The organism is Calothrix sp. NIES-2100 (assembly GCF_963875285.1).
In the GTDB taxonomy this organism is placed as follows: Bacteria; Cyanobacteriota; Cyanobacteriia; order Cyanobacteriales; family Nostocaceae; genus Aulosira.
Genome location: NZ_CAWNLA010000001.1, coordinates 6,181,522 through 6,207,644, shown reverse-complemented (window position 1 = coordinate 6,207,644; position 26,123 = coordinate 6,181,522). Strand labels below are relative to the sequence as shown.

General features: G+C 41.2%; 20 protein-coding genes, 1 rRNA gene and 1 CRISPR repeat array (1 of these 22 running past the window's edge). Of the genes, 9 read left to right on the top strand and 12 right to left on the bottom strand.

Going from position 1 to position 26,123, the window contains the following annotated elements; all coding sequences use genetic code 11:
- Window positions 1-1,446 (bottom strand): 16S ribosomal RNA (locus AACU32_RS25180) (it extends 43 nt beyond the left edge of the window).
- A 243-nt stretch (window positions 1,447-1,689) separates the two neighbouring features.
- On the opposite strand from AACU32_RS25180, the gene AACU32_RS25175 reads away from it, so the two are divergent.
- Window positions 1,690-1,836 (top strand): hypothetical protein, encoded by a 147-nt coding sequence (locus AACU32_RS25175; protein WP_339378265.1) that lies wholly within the window; start codon window positions 1,690-1,692, stop codon window positions 1,834-1,836.
- A 99-nt stretch (window positions 1,837-1,935) separates the two neighbouring features.
- Here the strand turns inward: AACU32_RS25175 and AACU32_RS25170 are convergent, their stop codons facing one another.
- Window positions 1,936-2,346: a hypothetical protein gene (locus AACU32_RS25170; RefSeq protein WP_339378264.1), complete on the bottom strand. Its 411-nt coding sequence runs from the start codon at window positions 2,344-2,346 to the stop codon at window positions 1,936-1,938.
- Window positions 2,336-3,226, bottom strand: coding sequence for a pirin family protein (locus AACU32_RS25165; RefSeq protein ID WP_096603918.1), 891 nt, complete (start codon window positions 3,224-3,226; stop codon window positions 2,336-2,338). The genes AACU32_RS25170 and AACU32_RS25165 overlap by 11 nt, the downstream gene beginning before the upstream one ends.
- A 276-nt stretch (window positions 3,227-3,502) precedes the next feature.
- On the opposite strand from AACU32_RS25165, the gene AACU32_RS25160 reads away from it, so the two are divergent.
- The 3 genes from AACU32_RS25160 to AACU32_RS25150 all read left to right on the top strand — a co-directional run bounded on the left by AACU32_RS25160 (window position 3,503) and on the right by AACU32_RS25150 (window position 8,598).
- On the top strand, window positions 3,503-4,039 hold the full coding sequence (locus tag AACU32_RS25160; RefSeq protein ID WP_096603917.1) for a PadR family transcriptional regulator: 537 nt from the start codon (window positions 3,503-3,505) through the stop codon (window positions 4,037-4,039).
- A gap of 775 nt (window positions 4,040-4,814) precedes the next feature.
- Entirely contained in the window at window positions 4,815-7,988 is a 3,174-nt protein-coding gene (locus tag AACU32_RS25155; RefSeq protein WP_339378263.1) for a calcium-binding protein, read from the top strand.
- Window positions 7,989-8,229: 241 nt separating this feature from the next.
- Window positions 8,230-8,598 carry a calcium-binding protein gene (locus AACU32_RS25150; RefSeq protein WP_096603914.1) on the top strand — a complete coding sequence of 123 codons (369 nt, stop codon included), beginning with the start codon at window positions 8,230-8,232 and terminating at the stop codon, window positions 8,596-8,598.
- Between the two features lie 51 nt (window positions 8,599-8,649).
- On the opposite strand, the gene AACU32_RS25145 is transcribed toward AACU32_RS25150, so the two are convergent.
- Together AACU32_RS25145 and AACU32_RS25140 are read right to left on the bottom strand one after the other, a co-directional pair.
- Window positions 8,650-9,858, bottom strand: a complete 1,209-nt coding sequence (locus AACU32_RS25145) for a 4-hydroxy-3-methylbut-2-enyl diphosphate reductase (protein WP_096603913.1) — start codon at window positions 9,856-9,858, stop codon at window positions 8,650-8,652.
- Between the two features lie 145 nt (window positions 9,859-10,003).
- Window positions 10,004-10,840, bottom strand: a complete 837-nt coding sequence (locus tag AACU32_RS25140) for a GDSL-type esterase/lipase family protein (RefSeq protein ID WP_096603912.1) — start codon at window positions 10,838-10,840, stop codon at window positions 10,004-10,006.
- A gap of 589 nt (window positions 10,841-11,429) precedes the next feature.
- Here AACU32_RS25140 and AACU32_RS25135 point away from each other — a divergent pair.
- The 5 genes from AACU32_RS25135 (at window position 11,430) to AACU32_RS25115 (ending at window position 18,177) form a co-directional block, all read left to right on the top strand.
- Complete coding sequence (locus tag AACU32_RS25135; RefSeq protein ID WP_096603911.1) at window positions 11,430-12,074, top strand: DUF4178 domain-containing protein; 645 nt, start codon at window positions 11,430-11,432, stop codon at window positions 12,072-12,074.
- Window positions 12,075-12,081: 7 nt separating this feature from the next.
- Window positions 12,082-13,539: a spermine synthase gene (locus AACU32_RS25130; protein ID WP_096603910.1), complete on the top strand. Its 1,458-nt coding sequence runs from the start codon at window positions 12,082-12,084 to the stop codon at window positions 13,537-13,539.
- Between the two features lie 338 nt (window positions 13,540-13,877).
- Entirely contained in the window at window positions 13,878-14,933 is a 1,056-nt protein-coding gene (locus AACU32_RS25125; RefSeq protein WP_096603909.1) for a lipid II:glycine glycyltransferase FemX, read from the top strand.
- On the top strand, window positions 14,930-15,799 hold the full coding sequence (locus tag AACU32_RS25120; RefSeq protein ID WP_096603908.1) for a DUF350 domain-containing protein: 870 nt from the start codon (window positions 14,930-14,932) through the stop codon (window positions 15,797-15,799). The genes AACU32_RS25125 and AACU32_RS25120 overlap by 4 nt, the downstream gene beginning before the upstream one ends.
- Window positions 15,800-15,966: 167 nt before the next feature.
- Window positions 15,967-18,177 carry a CHASE2 domain-containing protein gene (locus AACU32_RS25115; RefSeq protein WP_096603907.1) on the top strand — a complete coding sequence of 737 codons (2,211 nt, stop codon included), beginning with the start codon at window positions 15,967-15,969 and terminating at the stop codon, window positions 18,175-18,177.
- A 12-nt stretch (window positions 18,178-18,189) separates the two neighbouring features.
- On the opposite strand, the gene AACU32_RS25110 is transcribed toward AACU32_RS25115, so the two are convergent.
- From AACU32_RS25110 to AACU32_RS25080, 7 genes are all read right to left on the bottom strand, one after another.
- The gene (locus AACU32_RS25110) at window positions 18,190-18,654 is read right to left on the bottom strand and encodes a hypothetical protein (protein ID WP_096603906.1); all 465 of its coding nucleotides are present in this window, start codon (window positions 18,652-18,654) and stop codon (window positions 18,190-18,192) included.
- A complete protein-coding gene (locus AACU32_RS25105; protein WP_096603905.1) occupies window positions 18,651-18,830 on the bottom strand; it encodes a hypothetical protein in 180 nt (59 codons plus the stop codon). Before AACU32_RS25105 ends, AACU32_RS25110 begins: the two co-directional genes overlap by 4 nt.
- A 94-nt stretch (window positions 18,831-18,924) precedes the next feature.
- Complete coding sequence (locus AACU32_RS25100) at window positions 18,925-19,068, bottom strand: hypothetical protein (protein WP_339378262.1); 144 nt, start codon at window positions 19,066-19,068, stop codon at window positions 18,925-18,927.
- Between the two features lie 306 nt (window positions 19,069-19,374).
- On the bottom strand, window positions 19,375-20,688 hold the full coding sequence (locus AACU32_RS25095; RefSeq protein WP_096603904.1) for a TldD/PmbA family protein: 1,314 nt from the start codon (window positions 20,686-20,688) through the stop codon (window positions 19,375-19,377).
- 377 nt (window positions 20,689-21,065) lie between these two features.
- On the bottom strand, window positions 21,066-21,929 hold the full coding sequence (locus tag AACU32_RS25090; protein WP_096603903.1) for a Tab2/Atab2 family RNA-binding protein: 864 nt from the start codon (window positions 21,927-21,929) through the stop codon (window positions 21,066-21,068).
- 139 nt (window positions 21,930-22,068) lie between these two features.
- Complete coding sequence (locus tag AACU32_RS25085; RefSeq protein WP_339378261.1) at window positions 22,069-23,220, bottom strand: alkaline phosphatase family protein; 1,152 nt, start codon at window positions 23,218-23,220, stop codon at window positions 22,069-22,071.
- A gap of 188 nt (window positions 23,221-23,408) precedes the next feature.
- Window positions 23,409-24,329: a CRISPR direct-repeat array (repeat unit 37 nt; unit sequence GTTTCAATCCCTGATAGGGATTTTAGTTAATTGCAAT).
- A 133-nt stretch (window positions 24,330-24,462) separates the two neighbouring features.
- A complete protein-coding gene (locus tag AACU32_RS25080) occupies window positions 24,463-25,974 on the bottom strand; it encodes a reverse transcriptase domain-containing protein (RefSeq protein ID WP_096597853.1) in 1,512 nt (503 codons plus the stop codon).
- Window positions 25,975-26,123 lie beyond the last annotated feature (149 nt).

Sequence of the window (26,123 nt, the reverse complement as noted above, 5' to 3'; positions counted from 1 at the left end):
TACGACTTCACCCCAGTCACCAGCACTGCCTTAGGCATCCTCCCCCACGAATGGTTGGAGTAATGACTTCGGGCGTTGCCAGCTTCCATGGTGTGACGGGCGGTGTGTACAAGGCCCGGGAACGAATTCACTGCAGTATGCTGACCTGCAATTACTAGCGATTCCGACTTCACGGAGCTGAGTTGCAAGCTCCGATCTGAACTGAGCTACGGTTTGTGAGATTTGCTTGCTATCGCTAGCTTGCTGCCCTTTGTCCGTAGCATTGTAGTACGTGTGTAGCCCAAGACGTAAGGGGCATGCTGACTTGACGTCATCCCCACCTTCCTCCGGTTTGTCACCGGCAGTCTCTCTAGAGTGCCCAACTTAATGCTGGCAACTAAAAACGAGGGTTGCGCTCGTTGCGGGACTTAACCCAACATCTCACGACACGAGCTGACGACAGCCATGCACCACCTGTGTTCGCGCTCCCGAAGGCACTCCTCCCTTTCAAGAGGATTCGCGACATGTCAAGTCTTGGTAAGGTTCTTCGCGTTGCATCGAATTAAACCACATACTCCACCGCTTGTGCGGGCCCCCGTCAATTCCTTTGAGTTTCACCGTTGCCGGCGTACTCCCCAGGCGGGATACTTAACGCGTTAGCTCCGGCACGGCTCGGGTCGATACAAGCCACGCCTAGTATCCATCGTTTACGGCTAGGACTACTGGGGTATCTAATCCCATTCGCTCCCCTAGCTTTCGTCCCTCAGTGTCAGTTGCGGCCTAGCAGAGCGCTTTCGCCACCGGTGTTCTTCCTGATCTCTACGCATTTCACCGCTACACCAGGAATTCCCTCTGCCCCGAACGCACTCTAGCCATGTAGTTTCCACTGCTTTTACAAGGTTGAGCCTTGCTCTTTAACAGCAGACTTACATAGCCACCTGCGGACGCTTTACGCCCAATCATTCCGGATAACGCTTGCATCCTCCGTATTACCGCGGCTGCTGGCACGGAGTTAGCCGATGCTGATTCCTCAAGTACCGTCATTTTTTTCTTCCTTGAGAAAAGAGGTTTACAACCCAAGAGCCTTCCTCCCTCACGCGGTATTGCTCCGTCAGGCTTTCGCCCATTGCGGAAAATTCCCCACTGCTGCCTCCCGTAGGAGTCTGGGCCGTGTCTCAGTCCCAGTGTGGCTGATCATCCTCTCAGACCAGCTACTGATCGTCGCCTAGGTGCGCTCTTACCACACCTACTAGCTAATCAGACGCGAGCTCATCTTCAGGCAGCAAGCCTTTTACCTTTCGGCACATCCGGTATTAGCCACCGTTTCCAGTGGTTGTCCCCGACCTGAAGCTAGATTCTCACGCGTTACTCACCCGTCCGCCACTATCTCCGAAGAGACCGTTCGACTTGCATGTGTTAAGCATACCGCCAGCGTTCATCCTGAGCCAGGATCAAACTCTCCATTTTGTTTCAATTGAGTTTGCCTTTCCGAAATTTACTTTCGCTTTCGGAAATCCTGCTATAATTTTTGGTTAAATTTTGAGATATCTCAAAAAACCTATTGACGAGGATTGGTTTTTTCTTAAGCTTTCAAAGTATTTGTTTTTCTCGGTTCGGTTGCTTCGGCTTTATCTCGCCTCGGCACTTATTTAAGATAGCAAGTCCTTTTTGGTTTCGTCAAGGGGTTTGCTCAAAAATTTTGGGAAAATTTTGAATTTACTGTTGCCGCAAGGCTTTCCGGTGTTACCTGATAATATGGCTGTAGGAGAATTAGGGAATGGGCAGTTCAAAACAGAGAATAGTGAATTGTGGACAGCGATCGCTCACAACTGTGGTCAATGCAGTATTTATATATAGATAAGCTCATCCCACCTTGTGGAAGGTGGGATTGATAGACGAGATTGCCAGTAGTAAGTTTGACGACTAGCAAATGATGTCATGAATCCTTTCCATGACTTACTTAGATGCCAGAAGCTGTGATACTTCTGCATGTGCTAATACAACACTAGGTTCACGCTGGAGAGCAACATAGTACTTTCTGGCGAAAGCATTACCTAACTCTGAGGGTACGATTAGCTTACGAGCATCGGCAATTAACTTTTGGACAGATCCTGGTAATATGGGTTCATCTGCTGCGAGCATTTCATCAATTTGCACAACTAGCTCAGAAATGTGATGTAACCAAGCAAATTGTTCATGATCGATGACTAGTTGTAGAAGTTCTGTACTTGATACTCTGCCACGTACTTGTTCGTAAGCAATACGTTCTGTGTCCAGCAAGCTGGAGTGCAAGCTGAGGAATTTGTTGCGCAAATTCCGTAAAAATTGCTGTTGATTGATTCTTTGTAGAAGTGTGTTAGAAGTCAATGGAACCCATCCTCCCGTTACGATAGTCTGCAATTGCTTGAATGATTTCGGCTTCAGTATTCATCACAAATGGACCGTAGCGAACAACTGGTTCGTTCAGCGGTACACCAGCGATGAGTAGTACATCTAATGGTGTGGCGTTCGATGAATTTGCGATCGCTACTTCCTCAGCGTCTTTTGCAAACAATACCATTTGTCCATCTCCTGCTAGTTCTTTTTCTGCACCAAACAAGCCTTCTCCATTAAGCACATATATAAAAGCATTGTATTCTTTTGGGACAGGCTGAACTGCGATCGCTCCTGGTTGAAGTGTGAAATGTAAGTACATAATCGGAGTTTGGGTTTGGATCGCAGATCTGCTTCCTAAAGCTTCTCCAGCTATCACTTTTACCTTCACTAAACCATCATCTGTTTGAGCAGTAGGTATTCTGGCTGCGGCAATTTCCTGATAGCGGGGTTTGATCATCTTGTCACGACTAGGTAGATTGACCCAAAGTTGCAATCCATGAATTCGTCCGCCGCTTTGAGCAAATTCCCGTTCTGGCATTTCTGAATGGACGACACCTGCTCCGGCTGTCATCCATTGCACATCGCCAGCACTAAGTTTTCCTGCATGACCTTGAGAATCTTTATGTTCAAAACTCCCTTCTAAAATATAGGAGACCGTTTCAAATCCTCTGTGAGGATGATCTGGCGCTCCCTTCGCCTGACCAGGTGCAACGTCAACAGGGCCTAATTCATCCAGCAGGAGAAAGGGGTCAAACTCGGTAAAGGTACTCTTGGGAAATGGACGACGCACCAGCATTCCTTCACCTTCTAGCGTTTGTACACTATTGATGATTCCTGCGACTGTTCGCATCGTTTGTGTTTGAGTTGTCATAAATTCTCCTTGGTATACTATTTTTCAATTCGAGTGTAGGTAAAAGGCAGAACGTTCAGATAGCCTGAATCTGCACTGGACAAGCATCAAACTTTCTTTAACTCAAGTCATAAAATTTAGATGCTCACAAGTGGTAGCTGGTTTAATTTCCAGAAGCACACCTTAATTCACATCCATATTTGTTAACTCTTATATATGATTAGTCTTATAATAGCATGAGATCATGTAAAAAGTAATAGATAGAGTTTCCCCTACTTTAGCTTCGGAAAACCACCTATGTCCCTAGCCCACACAATTCTTGGTTTACTTCAGCAAGAGGAGATGACAGGTTACGACCTGAAAACTAGCTGCTTTGATCAATGCGTTGCACACTTGTGGCCAGCAGACCAGGCACAGATTTACAGAACCCTTGATAAATTGGTTGAACAGGGTTGGATAAGTTGTAGCATTGAGATTCAGAGCGATCGCCCAAACCGCAAAGTATATTCTGTCACAGAAGCTGGAAAAGCGGAATTTAGCCGCTGGTTACAATGCCATCAGCCCTTACCGACAGTAAGAGAACCATTGCTAGTGCAATTATTTTTCGCTGCACAATTATCGAACACGGCTATTATGAAATTGCTTGAACAGCAGTTAGCTGTACGCAGCAAAAAATTGGCTGAGTGTGATAATATTCACCTACCAAAGCTAGACGAAGATGCAAATCGTGAGCAAATTATGCAACGGCTTGTACTAGAGTTGGTGGTACAAAGAGAACAAACTTACATAGATTGGCTAAAGACAGCTATTGATGTCATTAAGCGTACACCCTAAATAGTACAACCTCAAGATAGGTTACTGTAAGCTCAAGAGAGTGGGTTGAAAATACTGTAAATTTATTGATGGTAGTACAAACTTAAAGCAGCGCCGGAGATAGGTTTACCGACTAGCCTGCGACTGCTATATCATTTTCAAAGACGTTTTATAATTAAATTTTTTGAACAAGCTATAAAATCAGACAAATTTTTCTTTTGTACTGATACAAACTAACTTTTGCAACCATATAACTATTTTTTGAGATTTTATGGCAAGGAATTTATATTAATTCATTGGCCAATTGCCGGGATTTTAAAGATTGGATAAAGTTCGTAAGTGTTTGGATAATTTATGGTAAAAAAATACTCAGTTTATAAATTAATTTTGAGGCTAAGACCAGCCAAAAATTATTTGTAAGTAATTGTGTAGCTAATGAAAGGTGCAATGAAAATACTGGCAAGGATTATCCTTTGTCATTGGTAAGGTTGCAAGCATGTTTGCGGTTTGTAACATAATTTGATGCATCGCCGACTTAGTTATGAGGTGAGCGATCGCTCTATCAGCCCATGCGCAAACTCTAAAATTGTTGCTTTGCATATAGGTAATTACTCATGGACAAATCGGAATTACTCAATCCCACACAGACTTACCATAAAAACACAATGCTACTTAAATCTGTAATAAATATTAACGAAAAGTTTAAAACTAAACTTTCCGCGCTTTGTGCAATTTAAATTCTGTATTCAGCACAGAGTTTTCAACTGGATAATTCATTCATAAATAGAATAAAACAATGGCAACAATTAAAGGTACTGCTGCTGATGACATCCTCAATGGAACTACTAGCAGCGATCGCATTTATGGTTATGAAGGTAATGACATCCTCAACGGGGATACAGGAAACGATCTGCTAGATGGTGGACAAGGCAACGACACCATGTCCGGGGCTGCTGGTAATGATACCCTCAAAGGATTTGCAGGGACAGACTCATTACAAGGAGGATTAGGTAACGACAAACTCTACGGCGGTGATGATGATGACTACCTGGACGACAATCAAGGTAACAACAGCCTCTACGGAGAACGCGGTAATGATTGGCTAATTGTATCATCTTCATCTCAAAGTAATCTTTTAGACGGTGGATCAGGTAGTGACTATTTAGAAGCTGATAATTCCAGCGGCAATAATACCCTTAAGGGGGGATCTGGGGATGATCGATTCTATATCAAAAATTCCTCAGGAAATAATATCCTCAATGGCGATGCGGGAAATGACATCTTTATTATTGATGGCTCTAGCGGCAAAAATACCCTGAATGGCGGAGTTGGGGATGATAGTTTTTATGCTGATGCAGTTAAGGGAGCTAATAAGTTTTCTGGGGGGGATGGTAATGACTCGTTCTTTTTATCCGCAGGTAATACAGCCTCTTTAGTTACTCAGACAGTAGATGGGGGTGCTGGTAACGATGTGTTGTCTGTTAATTACTATGATGCTAACAGTAGCATCACCATGAGTTTAGATGCAAGCACAACTAGTGGCTCAATTACTGCTGGTACAAACAAAATTAACTTCCAGAATATCGAAAGGTTTGATATCAGGGGTACGGCCTACAATGAAAATATTCAAGGCGGCAATGGTGATGATACCCTTGATCCTGGCTTTGGTGGCAATGATACGGTTAACGGTGGTGCGGGTAAAGATGTTTTGTCCGTTAATTACTATCTTGCTAAAGCTGGCATAACCATGAGTTTAAATGCCACGACTACTAGTGGCACAATTATCGCAGGTACAAGCAAAATTAGCTTTAAGAATATCGAAAGCTTTAATATTAGCGGTACAACCTACGATGACAATATTCAAGGAGGCAATGGTAATGATGTCCTGAGTGGAGGCGATGGTGGCAATGACACTTTCAAAGGACTCGCTGGGGCAGACACATTGTATGGTGGGGTAGGTAATGACAAAATCTACGGCGGCGATGGTAATGACTTCATCTCTGACGTTCAAGGTCTGAACAGCCTGTACGGAGAAGGCGGCAATGACCTCCTAAGTATTTACTATGCAAACACAAGTAATTATTTAGACGGTGGTTCGGGAAAAGACAACATATATGCTGATGATTCCACGGGGAATAATACCCTTAAGGGGGGATCTGGGGATGATAACTTAAATATTTCCGGTTCCTCAGGCAATAACAACCTCAGTGGTGATGGGGGAAATGACTACTTATCTGCTGGTAGTTCCAGCGGTAATAATACCCTAAACGGGGGGTCTGGGGATGATCGGTTGTCGATCGCATATTCCTCAGGTAATAACACCGTCAGTGGTAATGCGGGAAATGACATCTTTGATATTTTTGGCTCTAGTGGCAAAAATACTCTCTCTGGTGGGGCTGGGAATGATACATTTTATCATAGCTATGACTTCTCGGGTATAGCGGCTAGTGGGGCTAATAAGTTTTCCGGGGGGGATGGTAATGACTCCTTCTTTTTAGGCGCTGCTAATACAGCTTCCTTAGTAACTCAGACTGTAGACGGTGGTACTCTTAACGATTACTTGGATGTTGATTACGCTGATGCTAATGGTGGCATCACCATGACTTTGGATGCAACCACCACTAATGGCTCAATTACAGCGGGTACTAATAAGATTAGCTTCCAAAATATCGAAAGGTTGAATATTAAAGGTACAAGCCAAGATGAAAAGATTCAAGGAGGCAATGGCGACGATACCTTATCCGGGGGCAGAGGCAATGATACGATTAGCGGTGGCGCAGGTAAGGATGAGTTATCCTTTAGCGCTGGTGGTAGTAGTGGCATAACCATGACATTGGATACTACCACTACTAATGGCACAATTACGGCGGGCACAAACAAAGTTAGTTTCCAAAGTATCGAAAGATTTAATATTCAAGGTACAAGCTACGATGACAATATTTTAGGAGGCAATGGCAACGATACCTTCTCTAGCGGTGTTGGCAATGATACGATTAAGGGCGGTGCAGGTAACGATGAATTGTTTGTGTTGAACAATAATGCTAAAAGTGGCATCACCATGACATTGGATGCTACCACTACTAATGGCTCAATTACATCGGGTACTGACAAGATTACTTTCTTTAGTATCGAAAAGTTTTTTATCATTGGTACACGTTCCAGCGATTATCTTCAAGGCGGCAATGGTGACGATACACTAGCTGCTGGCTATGGTGGCAATGATACAATTAATGGCGGTGCAGGTAACGATTTGTTGTCCGCGAGTTACGATGAAAATGGCGGTTCATTCAACAACCGTCCGCTAGTCATGAGCTTCTCAGATGAAACCAAGACTAATGGCTCGATTATTGGTGATGAAACGATTAGTTTCTCAAGTATTGAAAGATTTTTTGTCAATGGTTCAGCCTACAGCGATTATCTTCAAGGAGGCGATGGCGACGACACCCTATATTCTGGCGATGGTGGTGGCGATACCTTGAATGGTGGTGGTGGTAATGACTTCTTGGCGCAATATAGCGAGGATGAACTTACCACAATTATCAATGGTGGCGATGGAGATGATACCCTGTATGGGGGCTATGGGAATGATATTATCACTGGTGGCAATGGCAATGATTATCTCTCTGGCAATATAAATAATGATACTTTTGTCTTCAATAATTACAATGAGGGGATTGATACCATTACTGCTTTTGAAACAACAGATGAAGCTTCTGATTTAATTCAGGTATCTGCTGCTGGTTTTGGTGGTGGGTTATCAGTCGGCGTACTCTCATCAAGTCAATTTACCATTGGTGCGGCGGCTAATAATAGCAATCAGCGATTTATCTACAACGATATTACAGGTGCTTTGTACTTTGACTCTGATGGAAGTGGAACTGGATTTGCTCAAGTACAATTTGCACAATTAGTGAATCCATATTTTGGCGATCGCACAATCAGCGCTGCGAATTTTCTAGTTGTTGCTTAATAGCGATCGCGCAATTACTCAATTAGGGGTTAAGCAATACTTAAACCCCTAATCATCTCTGTATGGCTATACATACATCGTTGATAGCCTGAGCCGTTGATAGCCTGAGCGATGTTGTTAGTGAGCGCTTTTTATATATGAGGAGAGCGATCGCTTGATCATCGTACTTTGTAGCATAGGAATTGTGCCCTAAGTACACAATTTTCTCGTGAAGAATTAAATAGTTAAAAGGAATAAAACAATGGCAACTATTAAAGGTACAGTAGCTGACGACATCCTCAATGGCACTACTAGCACCGATCGCCTTTACGGTTATGAGGGTAATGACATTCTCAATGCTGGTACAGGGAACGATAGCCTTGATGGTGGTAGTGGCAACGATATTATGTCTGGTGGTTCTGGTAATGATACATACATTGTTGATAGCGCTGATGATGTTGTTAGTGAAGATAATGGTGCAGGCGGCGATGCAGGTGGCAAAGATACAGTTAAGTCTGCGGTTGACTGGACATTGGGCAATTATATTGAAAGGTTGACTCTAACTGAGACGGCAGTTCGGGGGACGGGAAACTGTTGTTGTTTAATTACCGACATAGATGTAGGGGTTTAGCATTGCTAAACCCCCGATAATTCATCTGGTTAGGTGTAATGATTGCAAAATTTACAGCGCCAAAACTGTAGCTTTCAAAGCAAAAATTCTTTCAATGACATCTTCTACTACTTTATCGGGAGTAGAAGCGCCGGAAGTAATGCCTACAGCTATTTTACCATCAGGTAACCAGTTATCTGTGGTAACTATATCTCCGGTTAATTGTCGATGTTCAATTAACTTTTCTGATTTCAGGCGCTCAACAGAATCGATGTGATAAGAAGGAATTCCCCGTTCAAAAGCTATCTGTTGCAATTGGGTGGTATTTGATGAATTAAATCCGCCAATTACTATCATCAAGTCTAGGTTTTGTTCCACTAATTCCAACATTGCATCTTGGCGTTCTTGGGTAGCGTCACAAATAGTGTTGAAGCTTTGGAAATGTGCATTGATTTCGGTGGGGCCATATTTCTGCATCATTGTTCGCTCTAACAGCTTACCAATTTGTTCGGTTTCGCCTTTGAGCATGGTGGTTTGATTAGCAATTCCCACTCTTTCTAAATCTGTATCTGGGTCAAAGCCAGGTGAACAAGCTTTAGCAAATTTTTGCAGAAATTCTTCGCGATCGCCACCATTTAAAATATAGTTGCTGACATATTCTGCTTCCCGCATATTTAACACAATTAAATATTTGCCAGCAAAGGAACTAGTGGCAACTGTTTCTTCGTGCTTATACTTACCGTGGATAATTGAGGTATAATCGACTTTTTTGTGCTTTTCTACAGTATTCCAAACTTTCGATACCCAAGGACAAGTTGTATCAACAATTTTGCAGCCTTTGTCATGGAGAATTTGCATTTCTTGAACGCTGGCACCAAAGGCTGGTAAGATAACCACATCTTCATTCCCAACTACAGAAAAATCTTTTTGACCTGCAACCATCGGAATAAATTGTACTTCCATCTCCTGCATCCGTTGATTCACTGAGGGATTGTGTATAATCTCGTTGGTAATCCAGATGCGATCGCTTGGGAAGTGTTGACGGGTTTCATAAGCCATTGCTACTGCACGTTCTACACCCCAGCAGAAACCAAAGGCTTGGGCTAAATAAATTGTCACATCTCCTTGTTCCAGGGTGTAGTTGCGATCGCGAATTTGCTGAATCAAGTTACTTTGATATTCTGACTGTAACTGGGTAGCTACTTCTGCTTGATGACCAAAACCTTTGCGATTATAGTTTTCCGATTGTTGCAGGCTACGTTTAAAAGCTTTTGTATCCATTGGATTTTTCTAGTAAGTTCACCATTTCTCATTTTCTCTCTTCGAGACGCTAATGATGTGAGAATTTAGCAGATGAGGGGGATGAGATGGATGAAAGGACAAGGGGGACAAGGGAGATGTCACTACCTCATCTCCCCCATCTTCTTCATCTTCCCACTTTCGCCTGATGGTGTTCTAATGCTTGCTGAGTAGAAATCTGCAAAGCAGTACGCCAGACTAGATAGCCTTGGGGACTCAGATGTAAGCCATCGGTGGTGAATTCGCGGTGAAGATTACCTTGTTGATTGGTAAACAAGGTATATAAATCGAGATATTTAGCACCTTGGTTTGTGGCTATAGTTTGCAATTTCTGATTTAGCTGCTGAATACGATTGTTCTTAATCTTCAACAGTTCCTCTCGTCCTTCCCAAGTTGATTCTTCTGCGCCATGTGGCAAAATTGACTGGACAAATATTTGCGATCGCGGATGTACCTTTCGCAAGTAACGGATAATTTGTCTTTGATTCTCTAAAATTGTTTCATCGCTTAAGCCTCGAAGTAAGTCATTGATTCCCACCATGAGGTAAATCACCTCTGGCTGTGTACGGTCAAATAAATGCAATCTATTCAAAATTCCTTCGCTAGTTTCACCAGAAATTGCCTGATTTAGCCAATTTCTGTCTTCAGGTAACAACTCTGGAGGAAACCACAGACTTAAAGAATCTCCCACTAGTATGCTCAGATGCTGAGGAGGTTTTTCCACAGTCGCCTTGGCTTCTTTTTTGAGAATGTCTACCCATTGTTGGTAATTTAGCTGGTGACGGGGGCCTAACTCCGGTTTATCAGTCTGGGTGTCACTGACTGTTACCGCAGTTGTCTCATCAACATTATTGGTGAATCTCTGCTGTTGCCAAATTAGCAGTATAACCGCCAACATCAGCAGGCCATTGGTTACTAACGAGAAAAATCCCCAGATCGGAAATGTTTTTGCAGAAATGGACACGGCTAGCAAAATTTACCAAATTATAAAATCACATGTTTAGCTCATCCCCCGACTGAAGTCTACATTGTACACACAAGTGATTTAATCACTCTAAATCCCGTTTTGTTGCACCATCCGAGATTTTCGCTGTGTTAGGACTAATTTCCATAACGCACCTTCCCAAATGAAAGCCGAATCGGGTTTTTTGCAGTTTGTGTCCAGGGTAGCGATTCAAGTACGGAGAACTTGAAGCTACTCAGGTAGATCGCAGCAGTGATTTCCCTGTAGTGCCTGGTATCATAACTCAGAGTAATTAAACTGCGTACATTTAAGTAAAATTTGTCAACAGTCAACCGTCATTTGTCTCCCTCATCTCTCTAGGGCTTGTTTTCTGTCGTCGCTGTCACCATTGAAGTGTGCGGCTACATGTACCTAGTCCCTAGCCCCTAATCCCTATCAATGATGAAATATGTACAAAAGAAAAACTATGTTAATACTCTGCCCTCAAAGCTAGTGGTGCAATATTATAAAAATAATTTCGTCAAGAGTGTTTTACTTTACTTCCTGCTTGCTAATTCTTTAATTTTATTTAACTTATATTTCAATTTGTATGGCGACTATTGTTACTCAAACACAACTTCAAGAGTTACGTCCAGGCGATCGCGTGAAATATCATGGTGTCGATTGGAACATAGAAGACTACAGTACATATCAAGATCCCCAAGGGTATTTAACTGATGAGTGGTTGTTGAGTTCCAAAGGTGGTTCTCAATATTACTTATTGAGAGAATTTGATCCAGATAAAACGCCTGTATCTGTAACTTGGTATCTTGCCAATCCATTAGAAAATCCTCGCTTAATCCTCCCAGATTCACAAGAAAATATCGTACCTAGGCTATGGGACGAAATGCAATCCCACGCCGAACCATACCCAGAATTAACGCTTTTTTATAAGTCTTATTATTTCGAGTCTCAAACTGAAGGTAATTTTCAGTCAGAGGGACAAATGAAATCTCGGATTACTTGGGATTACTGGGATCAAGAACATCAAATGAATTTAGCGATTGAAGCTCTTGAATACCATCAAATAGATATTTATTCTACTAAAGTTGTGCGTCCTGATGAATTTTCCGATATTCAACAATCAGTAGGACAAAATCAGAACGGTTGGATGAGTAATATAGGCTATTTTGTGCAGGTAGCAATGGCATTAGTGCTATTATTTGTAGGAATTATTATGATGATATTTGGATAAATAGCCAATGCCTAATTCATTATTTATTGAACAGCATGATGACGGTATTGCCTTTTATATAAATGGAGATTTGCAGTTTGATACTGCTGATGAGGCAATATATCATGAATATTTGGTAATTCCGGCAATAACTTTAACAAGTCTCAGATTTCCCCAAACACCTTTACGTGTGCTGATTTGTGGTGGTGGTGATGGTTTAGCAGTAAGGGATGTATTACGATTTACGCAAATTCAAAAAATTGATTTAGTTGATTATAATCCCGAAGTTTTAGAACTAGCTACAACTGTATTTAAACCTTATAATTTGGGCAGTTTAGAGGCAGATAAGGTAACTGTATATCATCAAGAAGCCTTTGAATTTGTTTCGCAATTACCAAATAATTACTATCATGTGATTATTTGTGATTTTACCTATCCCCATTCCTCAGAGGATACAAGGATATACAGTCGGGAATGGTTTCAACAATTGAATCGTGTTTTGATACCTGCTGGAGTAATTTGCACTAATGGTGTTTCTCCAGAAAAAAGAACAATGGGTTTTTGGTGTTTATATCAAACACTGCTAGCAGCAGAGTTGACAGTAAAGCCTTTACACCTAACTATCCCTTCATTTTTTGAGCATGGTTATGGTAGTTGGGGCTTCTTTTTAGCCTCACCTCAAGTAATTAGGCGAGATGAAATAGAAATAGTTGATTTACCAGAAAATTTACATTTTCTTACTCATAGCGAGCTACTCCAAGCCTTTGTATTTGAGAGTGAGATCGCCGAATCTCGTCATGAGGTAATGATTCACACTTTAGAAAGTCCGCAATTATTTTATTATCTGCTAAATTCCCTATCTAATCAAGAAAATTTGAACTTAGAATCTAACGCTAGCATTAATTTTTTAGATATTGCAGAACTGGGGACAGCCCAAATCGGAGCAGGTGATTTTCTCGATTTAGAATCAGTAGCAAAGTTTTGGATAGAAAATATTTACGCTGATTCACCAGCCCAGGAAAATTTACCGGATATAAATCGATATTTACCTGTGCGTCATCGCTACCATAGCCAAAATATGACATCATCATGGCTAGCAAATATCAAAGAATTATTGGCAGAAATTGATATTAAAAAGTTATTGAATAGTCTGTTAGCAAGGGCGCAGGATTTACCACCACAAATTGCCAGCGAATTACAAAAATTAGCCGATAAAGTTAATGCTAATGAGCATCTAGCCAAGCTACCCCCGCAAACTTTAGAATTTATTGCTTTACTATCGGTAACGCTATTAATGGCAAATTTAGTCGCACCAGATTCGGTATTTGCTAAAGGTTTTTCTTCTAGTGGTAGAAGTAGTAGCACTAGTGGAGATTATTATACCAGCGATGGAGGAAGCTTTGATAAGAAAATTACAGGCTTTATATTGACTACCATAGGCGGAATTTGGTTAAGTACTTTATTCTCACGCCCAAGAGATGATTAAAGAAGGCAGTGGGCACACTTCTCCTGTCGGAGACGCTACGCGAACGACTTCGCTCAGTGAGCAGATAGCAGAAGGAGGAATTGAAGTTTATATTCTTAAGATTTATATTTGATTTTTAAAATATAGATAACCTTTTCAAGGTGAATTTAAAAATCGTTGTTTTACTCTCGGCGTTCTCGGCGTTCTCTGCGGTTCAAAAGCAATTTATCTAACCTTATTAGGAACAGAGAACAATCTAGGTTAGAGGTTAGAGAAAAATTGAGTGCGGGAGAATTTTTATCATCCTGTAAAAAGCTATTAATAGCCATATTCAACTTCATTTGAGAATAATATAATTCATGAAAATAAATAATGCTAACAAAAATAAATTAGCAAAAGAAGAATTAAAATTAACGATTAGGGAATTAAATAAAGCAGAGTATGATGACTGGGATAAGCTGGTGAAAAATTTGCCCTACAGTTGCTTTATGCAAACTTCTACTTGGGCAGATTTTAAAGAAATAGAGGGTTATAAAAGCTTTCGCTATGGCTTATTTGTTAATAATACGCTATTAGGAGGATGTATATATTATTTATATCCCCATGCTCAGAAAGCTAACTTACTAATTGCTCCGGGTGCGCCAATTTTACCAGATATTTTACAAGCAAAAAGCTTAGAATTTTTATTAAATAAAGCTGAAGAATTAGCGCAGAAATTAGGAGCGATCGCACTGCGAATTGAACCACTATGGCCTGTAAAACCTGATTACCTAAAAAACTTTGTCCGCGCACCTGCTGATTTACTACCAGCGGAAACTTTATTAATAGATTTACGCCCGGAAATCAGCCAAATATTAGCAGCGATGAAGCCGAAGGGACGCTACAATATCCGACTGAGTCAACGCTATGGTGTCACAACCGAATTCAGCCGTAATTCTCAAACAATACCGTTATTTTATAACTTGTTTTGGGAAACTGTACAGCGTCAGCGGTTTTTTGGCGAACCCTATGGCTTTTTTATCAATCTTTGCCAAACTTTATTTGCATCTAATATGGCAGAAATTGGTTTAGCTTATTGGCAAGGTGAGATATTAGCAGCAATTTTAGTTGTATATTGCGGTAATGTAGCTACATATTTATATGGTGGACGTAGTTTAGCCCATCCAAAAGTTATGGCAAACTACAGCTTACACTGGGAAGCAATGCAAAGAGCAAAATTGCGGGGTTGTCAATTCTATGATTTCTATGGCTTTACCCACGATGCAAATCATAGTTATGCTAAATTTTCGCAATTTAAAAGTCAGTTTGGTGGTACACATATAACTACTATAGGCGCTCACGATTACTTTTTTTATGACCAGTTGGCTGATACCCTAATTAGCTTATTCCAAAATCTGGCAGGTGGTAACAGATGAACGAGAAAATTATCAATTCATTCACTCAATTAGGAGTTATTTTACTAGAGCTAGTAGTCGGTTTTGGCTTATTTTGGCTGGGACAGTTAGCTTATCAAAAGCTGTTTCGGCGGCGAATAGAATTGAATTTAGAACTATTTGTGAAAGATAACCCGGCTGTAGCTATTGCTTTAGTAGGTTACTATTTTGGTATGATAATTGCTTTAGGCGGTGTTCTCGGTCAAAGTGCAGTTAGTTGGCAAGATAAAGCACTGAATTTAATGTCTTACGGTGCAACAGTAATTTTATTAATGTTGGTGGGTGCATGGGTAGGTGATAGATTCATTTTGCGTCACTTTAATTGTGAACGAGAAATTATTCAAGACCGTAACGTTGGTGCTGCTAGTGTAGAAGCAGGAAACCATATCGCTAATGGATTGATTTTAAGTGCAGCTTTAGCAGGCGAAAGCGGTGGCTGGTTAGTAGCATTGGTATGTTGGTTAATTGGTTTGATATTACTAGTAATAGTAAGTTTCGCCTATCCGCGAATCACTAAATATAATGTGTTTGCAGAAATAGAAAAGCGCAATAACCCCGCTGCGGGTGTAGCTTTAGCTGGGTTACTCATTGCTACAGGAAATATTGTCAGAGTCGCTTTTTCAGCTGAATTTGAAAACTGGATTGTCAGTTTCACCCAGTATGGTTTGTTACTCTTATTCTCATTAGGTTCACTGGTAGCAATTCGTTGGTTAGCTGATTTAATTTTAGTACCGGGAGTGAAAATTTCTGATGAAATCGTCAATCAGGAAATTCCTAATCTTGGGGCTGGTTTAATTGAAGCTTTTTCCTATATAGCAGCTTCGTTTTTGATTGCTTGGTGCTTATGAATTATCTAGTCAGGGCTTAAGTACTTGATTTTCAAGCATTTTAGTGGTTACTAGGAAATGTGACTATAAATTGCTACATTAAATAAAGCTTGGGTTAATCCAAAGCCTGAAATAGTTATATTTCAGATCCTAAACATCTACCAAATTTAGGCTAGTGCCGCAATCCCGTGATTAGTGGAATATTAGAAAAACTCCGACATGCGTTTACAAAAAATCATAACGATCGCGAGACTTCGTCTACAGAGAAATGGCTGCAAATTCTTCTCGTCAGCAGTGTAGGGGTGACAGCTTTAGTCTGGGGAGTTCGCGAACTGAAATGGTTAGAGTCTTGGGAATTAAAAGTTTACGATCAAATGCTGCGATCGCGTCCTGTACAAAGTCCCGATCGCCGCATTCTGCTGGTGACAATTACTGAAAACGATCTGGAGCGTGAGCAGTGGCCGTTATCAGATAATACAATCAATCAGCTACTAAAAAAAATACAGTCTTATCAACCCCGTGTCATTGGTTTAAATATTTACCGACCAACACAACTAAATTTAGCTGATGGGATTGGAAATCGCAATCATATTATCGCTACTTGTTTATTAAGTAGCATGGGGAGAGCAGAAATTTCACCACCGCCCAATTTCCCTATAGATAATGTCGGCTATAACGATTTAATTCCTGATAGCGAGAACGATCAAATTATCCGGCGGAGTTTGTTATTTGCACAACATCAAGATAAAAAATGTAAAACGCGATTTTCATTTGCAGCCTTAACAGCCATCAGTTACTTAGAAAAATCTGGGGTTGAATTAGATTTTCCCGATAAAAACCATTTTTCTCTGGGTAAAACTATTTTCCCAATTTTAACACCTAATTATGGCAGCTACACAAATTTAGATGCTAAAGGCTACCAATTACTGTTAAATTACCGTCACCCAGCGCACTTTGCCCAGGAGGTTAGTTTAACAGCAGTTCTGACTAATCAAGTCAATCCCGAGCTATTCAAAGACCGTTTGGTAATTATTGGTACTACTGCTGCTAGTGTTCATCCGGGGTTGTATACGCCTTACAGTGCGGCAACAGAACAACCCGCTAGAATGTCTACAGTATATATTCATGCCCAAATAGCTAGCCAAATTATCAGTACTGTATTGGATGCTAGATCCCTGATTTGGGATTGGCCTGACTGGGCTGAATTCCTGTGGATCTGGGCTTGGGGATTGATGGGTGGTACTTTGGCTTGGCGATCGCGACATCCTTTGCTATTGGCGATCGCAGGTGGTACAACTTTAATAGTTTTGGTGGGTATCTGCTTTGGTTTGTTTCTCCTTTCTGGATGGGTTCCTTTGATTCCATCAGCCCTGACTTTGCTGATTACTGGTATGAGTGTTAGGGCTTACATTACTTATCAAACTCAGCAGCAAACTCAGTTAATTATTCAGCAAGTTGAACAACAAAAAGAGGTAATTGAACAGTTAGATATTCTCTTAAAAGAAACTCAAGTAGATTCTACAAGAATTCACGACGAACATCATCATTTTCCCAAAATTGTCACACCAGAAAAAACCACAGGTGATTTCCTCTTGAGTGGACGCTACCAAATTTCTAAAATTCTTGGTTCTGGTGGTTTTGGTTGTACTTATTTAGCAAATGATACTCAACGTCCTGGTAATCCTACTTGTGTAGTTAAACAGTTAATGCCAGCACGGCGGGATACAAAATTTTTGCAAGTTGCGAGAAGATTATTTAATACAGAAGCCGAAATTTTAGAAGCTTTGGGTAAACATCAGCAAATACCGGAATTACTCGCTTACTTTGAGGATAATCAAGAATTTTATTTAGTAGAACAGTATATTCCTGGGCATACTTTAAGTGAAGAGTTACCACCTGTAACGGGATTACAAAAAGAAAAGGTGGTAATTAATATGCTCAAAGAAGTGTTAGAGGTTTTAGAATTTGTGCATGAGCATCGCGTAATTCATCGAGATATTAAACCGACTAATATTATTCGTTCTGCTGAAGATAATCGCTTAGTCTTGATTGACTTTGGTGCAGTTAAATTAATGCAACCGCCAAATAGTGAAGAAACAGAATTAGCAACAGTAGCTATTGGAACGCGGGGTTATGCACCACCAGAACAATTTGCGGGACATCCGCGTTTGTGTAGTGATATTTACGCTTTGGGGATGATTGGAATTCAAGCGCTGACAGGGATACAACCGCAAGAAATTCACCCAGATCAAGAAACAGGTAATGCGATTTGGCGTTCTCACGCGCAAGTTAGCGAAGAGTTGGCAGCGATTTTAGATAAGATGGTGCGTTACCATTTTAGCGATCGCTATCAATCTGCCAGTGCTGTACTACAAGATTTAGAATCTATGTCCAAGTAATTGTTTCAATTTTTAATCAACATAATCTGTTGTAATTTCCAGCTTTTCTGTATTATTGGAAGTTATGGGACGGTGACCATCAATATCAAGGGTATCTTTAACCTCATAGTTACTCTTAGCTATTGGACGTTGACCATCAATTTCCAGAGTATCCTTAACCTCTAAATCGCTTGGATCAACTGGACGCAAGCCGTCTACAGCTAGCATTTCCCGATCCTGAAAATCACTCTTAGCAATCGGACGCTGACCATCTATGTCTATTGTTTGATCTGATTGAATATCGCTTTTGGCAATTGGACGTTGACCATCAATATCGATAGTATACTCAATTTCTAAATCACTAGGGTCAACTGGACGCTGACCATCTATTTTAATGACACGCGTCATTTGCTTCGGTTCGTTAGATGATGTCAGAGAAACAATGTTCGCTTCAGTAGATGTTGTATTTTGCTCTGAATTATTATCTGTATTATTCATGTCTGTGCTTCTTCTGCTTGCTTGTTGCTATTTGTTCGCTCACCGAATAAGATACTTAGGTAGAGCCAGAAAATCTTCTGCCATAGCAGAGAATTTTTCTCTAACTTGAGAGCGATTTGCAAAATACTCTCTGATAATCCACTATGCTGTAGGATTCCTATTTGATTTTTGAACATATACGTAGGGTGGGCAATGCCCACCGTATACAGGTTTGGTGGGCATTACCCACCCTACAGATACTGAGATTTTTTCAATAATCAAACCAAATTGCTATATTTCATCTTTTTTCCAGTCCCGAAGTTTCAATCCCGCTTCCTCGGTAATCGCCACAGCTGCGGGAAATTCCTCCGGACGTACATCAATTCTGGTATCTCCAGTAATATCATGTTCGCTTGATCGCTTATCAAACGTCATTGCCAGCGAAACGAAGCAATCGCAAGGGCTGGGATTGCTTCTCTTTGCTACGCAACGCTACCGCGAACGAGACGCTAAGCGAACGCTCCGCTCGCAATGACAAGTATTTATCCGAACATGATATAACTTCCGGTAAATCAAGCCTTAACCCCAGCCGAATCTTTTCATCTGTGCGACGTTCTTTGAAGGAATTCCTTAAAAAAAGATTATCTCTTTCTTTGCGTCTACCCTGCGGGAAAAACTCCGTCGAATGCGTCTTTGCATGAGCTTGGGAATCCCCATTCGACAGGAGCGGTGGGGAGGATGTCAATTATTTCTACTGGTAATTGAGAGTCCCTCTACTATCAGAGAAGGAGTGTAACAAGAACCATTCCAATCAGCATCGCCTCCAAGGGTTACTAGTTGTTTGAGGGCTGAGTAAATATTTCCCGCAACCATCGTATCTTTAATACGTCCAATTACTTGACCCTTTTGCACCCGGTAGCCTAAGTCAATATTGATCGAAAAGTCACCAGAAATCCCACCACCTCCACCCAGCATTTGATCCACAATTAAGCCATCATCCATTTGCTGAATCAAATTTTGTAGTGATGCAGAACTGGGCTGAATTAAAAAATTAAATAAACCCGGTGAGGGATAGCTACCCAAACTGGGGCGAAAACCATTACCTGTGGTGCCAATACCTAGTTGGCGTCCGGTAGTGCGATCGCAATAGAAATGTTGTAGAATTCCATTCTGGACAAATACTAAAGAATTGGTAGGGGAACCTTCATCATCAAAAGGACAACTGTAAGGCCCTGCGTCTGGATCTTGGTAAAGGGTGAGGCTTGGCGCAAGAACGGGTTTACCCAAGCGATCGCCCCACGGGGAGGCTTTTTCTAGTACCCGTTTGCCATTTAACGCTGCTTGCACTGTACCCCAAAGCATATCCGCCGCTTTTGAGGTAAACAACACGGGAAGCCGACCGCTAGGGGATGAGACGTTTTCTCTCGCCCAAATTAACCTTTGTAGAATTTGATACGCCAATTTCTCTGGATCGAGTTCGTCTCGTTGGGTTTGACCATCAGAAACGCTTAAAAAATCGTCGCCTCGCACCCATTCTGCTGACATATAGCAGCTAAGAGTTGTATCTGTGTAGTGACAATCTAGACCTGCTGTATTGACAAGTCTAGTATTTTCCACATCACATTCCCAGTCGCTATTGCAAAGTACATCTGGATATGTATCACGAACAAGGGCGATCGCTTCTTTGCCCCAGTTTACCAAAACCTCGATGGGCACAGTTTTGCCCAAATCTGGGTAGGATGTCCCAGAGTTACCCACCAATTCAACCGATTCTGGTTGATTGAGTTGACTCAAGGCGAGGGAGCGTTCCACCATCGCTTGCGGTTCCACAGAACCATAAGCTACAGTCAGTCCAGGACGGCCGTTACGCCACAGCCGCAGTACTGTACCTTCAGATTGGCTTGTTTCGAGTTGCTTGAGGCGGTTAGCCTCAAAAAATATTGGTCGAGAAAGCGATCGCGACTGATACACCTCAGCGGCTTCTGCTCCAGACTTAATGGCTAGATCCAGCAGATGTTCTGCTAGCGTATCTTGTGACAAATTTTCCGAACCCATGACCCTTGGTAAATTGTGGATTGTGGATTTTGAATCGCAGATGAACGCAGCTCATTATCCCAAATCATCGACTCTATCAACCCTTGCTCTTTTGGGTGATTTATGAGTAATGAGTCAACAGAAGCATGAAGTATGAAGTATGAAGTATGAAATTACCGAGCCTACAAGGAGATGGGGCTTGAACCAGGAAAAACTTGAGCCTTCAGCTTGCTTTAGGGTTAACGCCTAAAGAAGTTGAAGTGTTGATTTTTTGCCCACTTACCAGGCTTGTACCAATTCTTTCTTCATTCTTTATCCTTAATCCTTTCTTCTGTCAAGACTATCATTACCCTTAGCGTTGATCCTCATGGTGATTCCCCCAATACTCTGCCATTAATTTACGGCAAATTGACCTCTTGCAACAGCCAAAATCCGGCAAAAGATTCTGCTTGAGGATCGGATTGTACACCGATAAAATGCACTCCATTAGCCTCTCGCTTGGCGGTTTCAAAACCTTTGGCTTCTGCTAAAGTTTGCGGGTTTTTGATATTTGCCAAAATCCAGCTTTCGGTCACACCAGTTTCTAACAGTAATCTTGAACCAACACTTGTGTCAAATTTTAAGTAAGCTAGATCTAAACCAGACATCCAACCTGCAATTGGTAAGGCTCTGGGTGAGAATATCAAAACACCAGGAATGCGAGTTTCCGGTGATACTTGCGCCAAGTCTAGAGGAAAAGCTTCGCCAAAACCAATTTCCCATTCTGGCATATCCATGAGTTCTGAAGCTTGTAAAGAGACAAATACCCATGTCTTACCTTCTAAAGCATCTGGTAATCTTTGAGGTAAAGGATTTTCCAAGCGTACGGAAGGACTCGTTACTGCTTGATACCCTGGTTCATGAGGATACACCTCCTCCATTCTTTGTTTTAGCCATTGGTTGAGTATCAAAGTGTGGCGGCTTGGTTGGGCTGGAATTCCCACATCCTCACAGGCTTTAGTAATCATATTGTTCATTTGGCGGCGGAAAAAGCGGATTTTGATTGGCGCTTCTGGTGCTTGGTCAATGGCTTCTTGTAAAGTAGTCCGCAACCAACCTGAATTTACCTGAGTACTGGAACAATATTTAGCATAGCGAAACAGAGAATCTGTTTTGCTGCGGACATCCAAGGGACTTTCGCAAACTAATACTTCCCAAACTTTTTTTTGATTTTCGTCCAGAATCGGACGGGAGTAAAAATCGAGTTCCCAAATACTGCCCATGTTTTACAGTAAAAATCTGGCTGTTATTGTGTTTCTGATATTCTGATCATACGAGTGATGGGGCAGCAATGGGCATGAATCATTGAAGAGGAGAGGGAGACGCGGGAAACCCTTTCCCCCGCCTTCACTTTGCTACACTTTATTTTTTGCCAAACAGATTTGTCATCGGCTGGACTCCTTTAGCTGTATCACCCGCAGCGTTGAGGTATTCATAAATTCCCAAAGCGTCTTCGGTAGTTCGTAACAGGGAATAATGATTATATGATGTTTTATCTACTACACCTCTAGCTCCGTGGTTGGTAATCACAATCGTGGCGATATGACCACCGCCAAAGTTAGCTGGACTTTTGGGGTCAAAACCGCAGCAACCTTGTGTCTCTTTTTTGTTATGTGGGTTGCTGTCTTCATCCCAAGTAATGACGATCGCATTATTACCTGAACTAGCCCAAACTTTAGATGTGGTAATTTGTTTGACAACTTGACCAATCATGGTATCACCAGTTTTTATCAGTTGTTCCTGTCCGGGACATTCTGCTAAACCATGCATTTCATGGCATTGATTAAAGATGATGTGGCTATAGTTAGGCACATTCCCAGTTTGTAAATCTTTGGTGAGTTGGTCAATACCAACAATCTTGTTGAGTAGATTCGGATCGTCTTGTACTTTTTTAAAGCTGATGAAGCCGTTATGTTTTGCAGCATACAACGCCCTAGTCACGCTAGGTGCAAAAACTGCTTTAGAACCTGGGCTAGGAATGTCCTCAAAATAACCTTTCCATGTTAGACCCTTGTGTTCTAGTTGATCCATTAGGCTTTTAGCGGTAATGGTGTGGTTAACGTAGTCAGGACGTTGAGAATAGCTACAAAACTTATCTTTACTTCCTACTTGGCAATAAAAAGCATCATCATCATGGATACCAAACGTGCTACCACCAAGCATTGCTATATAGTTAGCTTCGCTAGGATGGACTTCGCCATAAAAGTTACTAGCCAAACCATAGGTTTTTGCTAGTTGATTAATTATAGGTGCATTGGAACTGCCAATAATTTGGCTATAAGATTTATTTTCTTCGACAATGACAAAAATATGCTCGTATCTAGGAATTGCTTTGTCTTGTGGTGTTGGGACTGAGGTCAGGGATGCTGTGTTTTGTGCAACGATGGGTTGGCCTGGGTTTTCCGTCTGCTGAGAGTTTTTTGGCTTAGAGGTGCAAGCGATCGCACTTAAGCTAAAACTTAATATACTCAGAGCAAAAATTATCTTTTGTGGCTTTTGGTTTATTTTTATCACGATTTTTGCTGAAAATTTGCGATTTCAACAGGATAGGCATATCTCTGAGAATAAACGAAAAACCGCGATCGCTCTTTGTCGCCTTTGTGTCATCCCTTTGTCAAATTAATTTAACCAAGTGCGATCGCTCTGGGCATACTGTATTTGACTAGGATAACGGTAAGGTAGCTTTTTGCGTTTTGCATGATGTTTCAATCCCTAATAGGGATTTTAGTTAATTGCAATTCTATTGATTCATTAAAATTGTGGTTTTTAGAAGATAGTTTCAATCCCTAATAGGGATTTTAGTTAATTGCAATAAAAAAGTTGTACTAATTTCCGCACTTTGGCAATCGGTTTCAATCCCTAATAGGGATTTTAGTTAATTGCAATTTTAAATGACAATCCTGACCTTCAGAAATACCATGAGTTTCAATCCCTGATAGGGATTTTAGTTAATTGCAATATGTATGGTTGAATAACAAACTTTATGTAGTCATATGTTTCAATCCCTGATAGGGATTTTAGTTAATTGCAATAACATCGAAGCAATCAGAATAGTTAAAGAATTAGTTTCAATCCCTGATAGGGATTTTAGTTAATTGCAATTAGTCACAACTCGCGGAGTAAATAATCCAGATGCGTTTCAATCCCTGATAGGGATTTTAGTTAATTGCAATATTGTTGCCATTAGCTCACCTTCGGAACCTTCGTATGTTTCAATCCCTGATAGGAATTTTAGTTAATTGCAATCTGAAGTTTGCCAAGTCGATCCAAACCTTTTCTGGCGTTTCAATCCCTGATAGGGATTTTAGTTAATTGCAATTTTGGCGAGTGTTGGCAGTACCTAGAATCTCTACAGAAGGTTTCAATCCCTGATAGGGATTTTAGTTAATTGCAATATCCAAGCCAAGATTGAGTAGTATTCATCTTAGCGTTTCAATCCCTGATAGGGATTTTAGTTAATTGCAATTCTTGGGACATCGAGGCTGAAAATACTTGACAAAAACAGTGTTTCAATCCCTGATAGGGATTTTAGTTAATTGCAATTGTGAGTACCGGCTTTGAAGATTTCGATTTCCTTAGTCATGGGGTTTCAATCCCTGATAGGGATTTTAGTTAATTGCAATTCGTATTGAGTCCACACAGCCTTACTAATTTTTTTAGCCCCGGTTGGGTCGATGGGGGGTATTATCCCCCGCACCTCCCATTTCAATCTGGACGTGCGCCTTTCGGTGCATCCAGCTTTCGACAAATCTGAGGCTATTTGCCTTTGCGATAGTGAACTAAATCGTGGCAAGATTCATGTATAGCCAAAAGGTTTTTAGGATGACAATTGTCATGGTTACCATCAATGTGATGGAGGTGAATTCTTTCAGCATCTACAAAACTTAAGCCACAAAATCCACATTTGTGGTGTTGAGAAATCAAAGCTTTGGATGTCGCACCATCATAGAATTTGGATTGACGTTGACTCCAATAAATCAGGTTGCCGTTGAAGGGAGAATAATCTCCTTTGACATTGACGAAATCATTTTCCGAGTAGGGGACTGGAGGAAATGCCTTTTTGACTAGGGTTTCGGCTTGGTAACGGTTCATTTTAGGTTGTTGGTTGAACACTTTAAATGTTCGGTGATTAATGAACCAGAGCGAAAACTGAGAACCAGACATTTTGCAGTAACGATGATAATTTCGCCAACCCCGAATAATTGGGGCTAATTTATCGGCTTTGATGGCTGCACCATCATGCGAGTTATTGATAATGGTTTTGACTTTAGCTTGAAAAGTTTTGAAGTTCTCCATTGCCGGAGTACATCTAAACTTGCCATTGTTCTGGACTTGAAAATGCCAGCCTAAAAAGTCAAAGCCTGTTGTCGCTCTAACTAATCTTGTCTTTGAGGCTTTTACATTTAGTCCGCGAATGTGCAAAAAGGCGCTGACTTTATCAAGTATTTGTGAAGCATTTTCATTCGGCTTGAGGATAAATACCATATCATCCGCATATCTGACGGATTTATGGATATTTTCGATGCCGTCTAATGCGATGTTGGCAAGAAGTGGGCTGCATACTCCTCCCTGTGGTGTACCAGAATCAGGGAATTCGGGATTTGTACCGATTTTCAGACTTCTCCACAGCCCTTGTTTGACGCTTTGCGGCGCGATTACCACAGACATCAAGAAGTTATGGTTGATGCGGTCGAAACATTTTTCAATATCGAGTTCTAGGATTCGTTTTTCCTTTCCATTCGCATGAGAGTTCAAGTTTTGGAAAATCAACTTTTGACAATCATGTGCCGAACGTCCTGGTCTAAATCCATAGCTTCTGGCATTAAATAATGCTTCGTGTGCTGGTTCTATCGCGTATTTGAGCAAGCATTGCCATACTCTGTCCCGAATCGTGGGTACTTTTAAGATTCTTTGAGTACCGTCTTTCTTTGGTATGGGAATTTCTCTGAGTTTTTGGGGTTTCCAATTATGAATATTTACCTTGATGTATTCATCGAGTTCAATTCTTTCAAAGAAAGTTAAGGACTTTTTTCCATCGACACCAGCGGTCTTCTTCCCAACATTTAATTGTGTGACTTGACGAATCGCTAATAATCTTGCACTCCGGGAACGGAGTATCAGCTTTTGGAGACTTTTGACAAGTTTTTGGTCATTGGCTCGCATCGCTTTATATAATCGACATTGTAGGCGAAAAAGGTTTTTGCGGAGTTTCTTCCACGGTAACGATTTCCACAGTTCACTGTAGTTTATTTCTACGTGTCTAACCATACTCTACGCCGCTAATTATACTCTGATTGCCTCGAACCAATTACGGTTCGTCCTACCTAATGTGGAGGTTTACTTATCTCGTCTTACCTACTAGAGTTTCGACCTTTCTCTAGACTCCATCATTATTTTTCCTCGTTCCAATTCTGGAT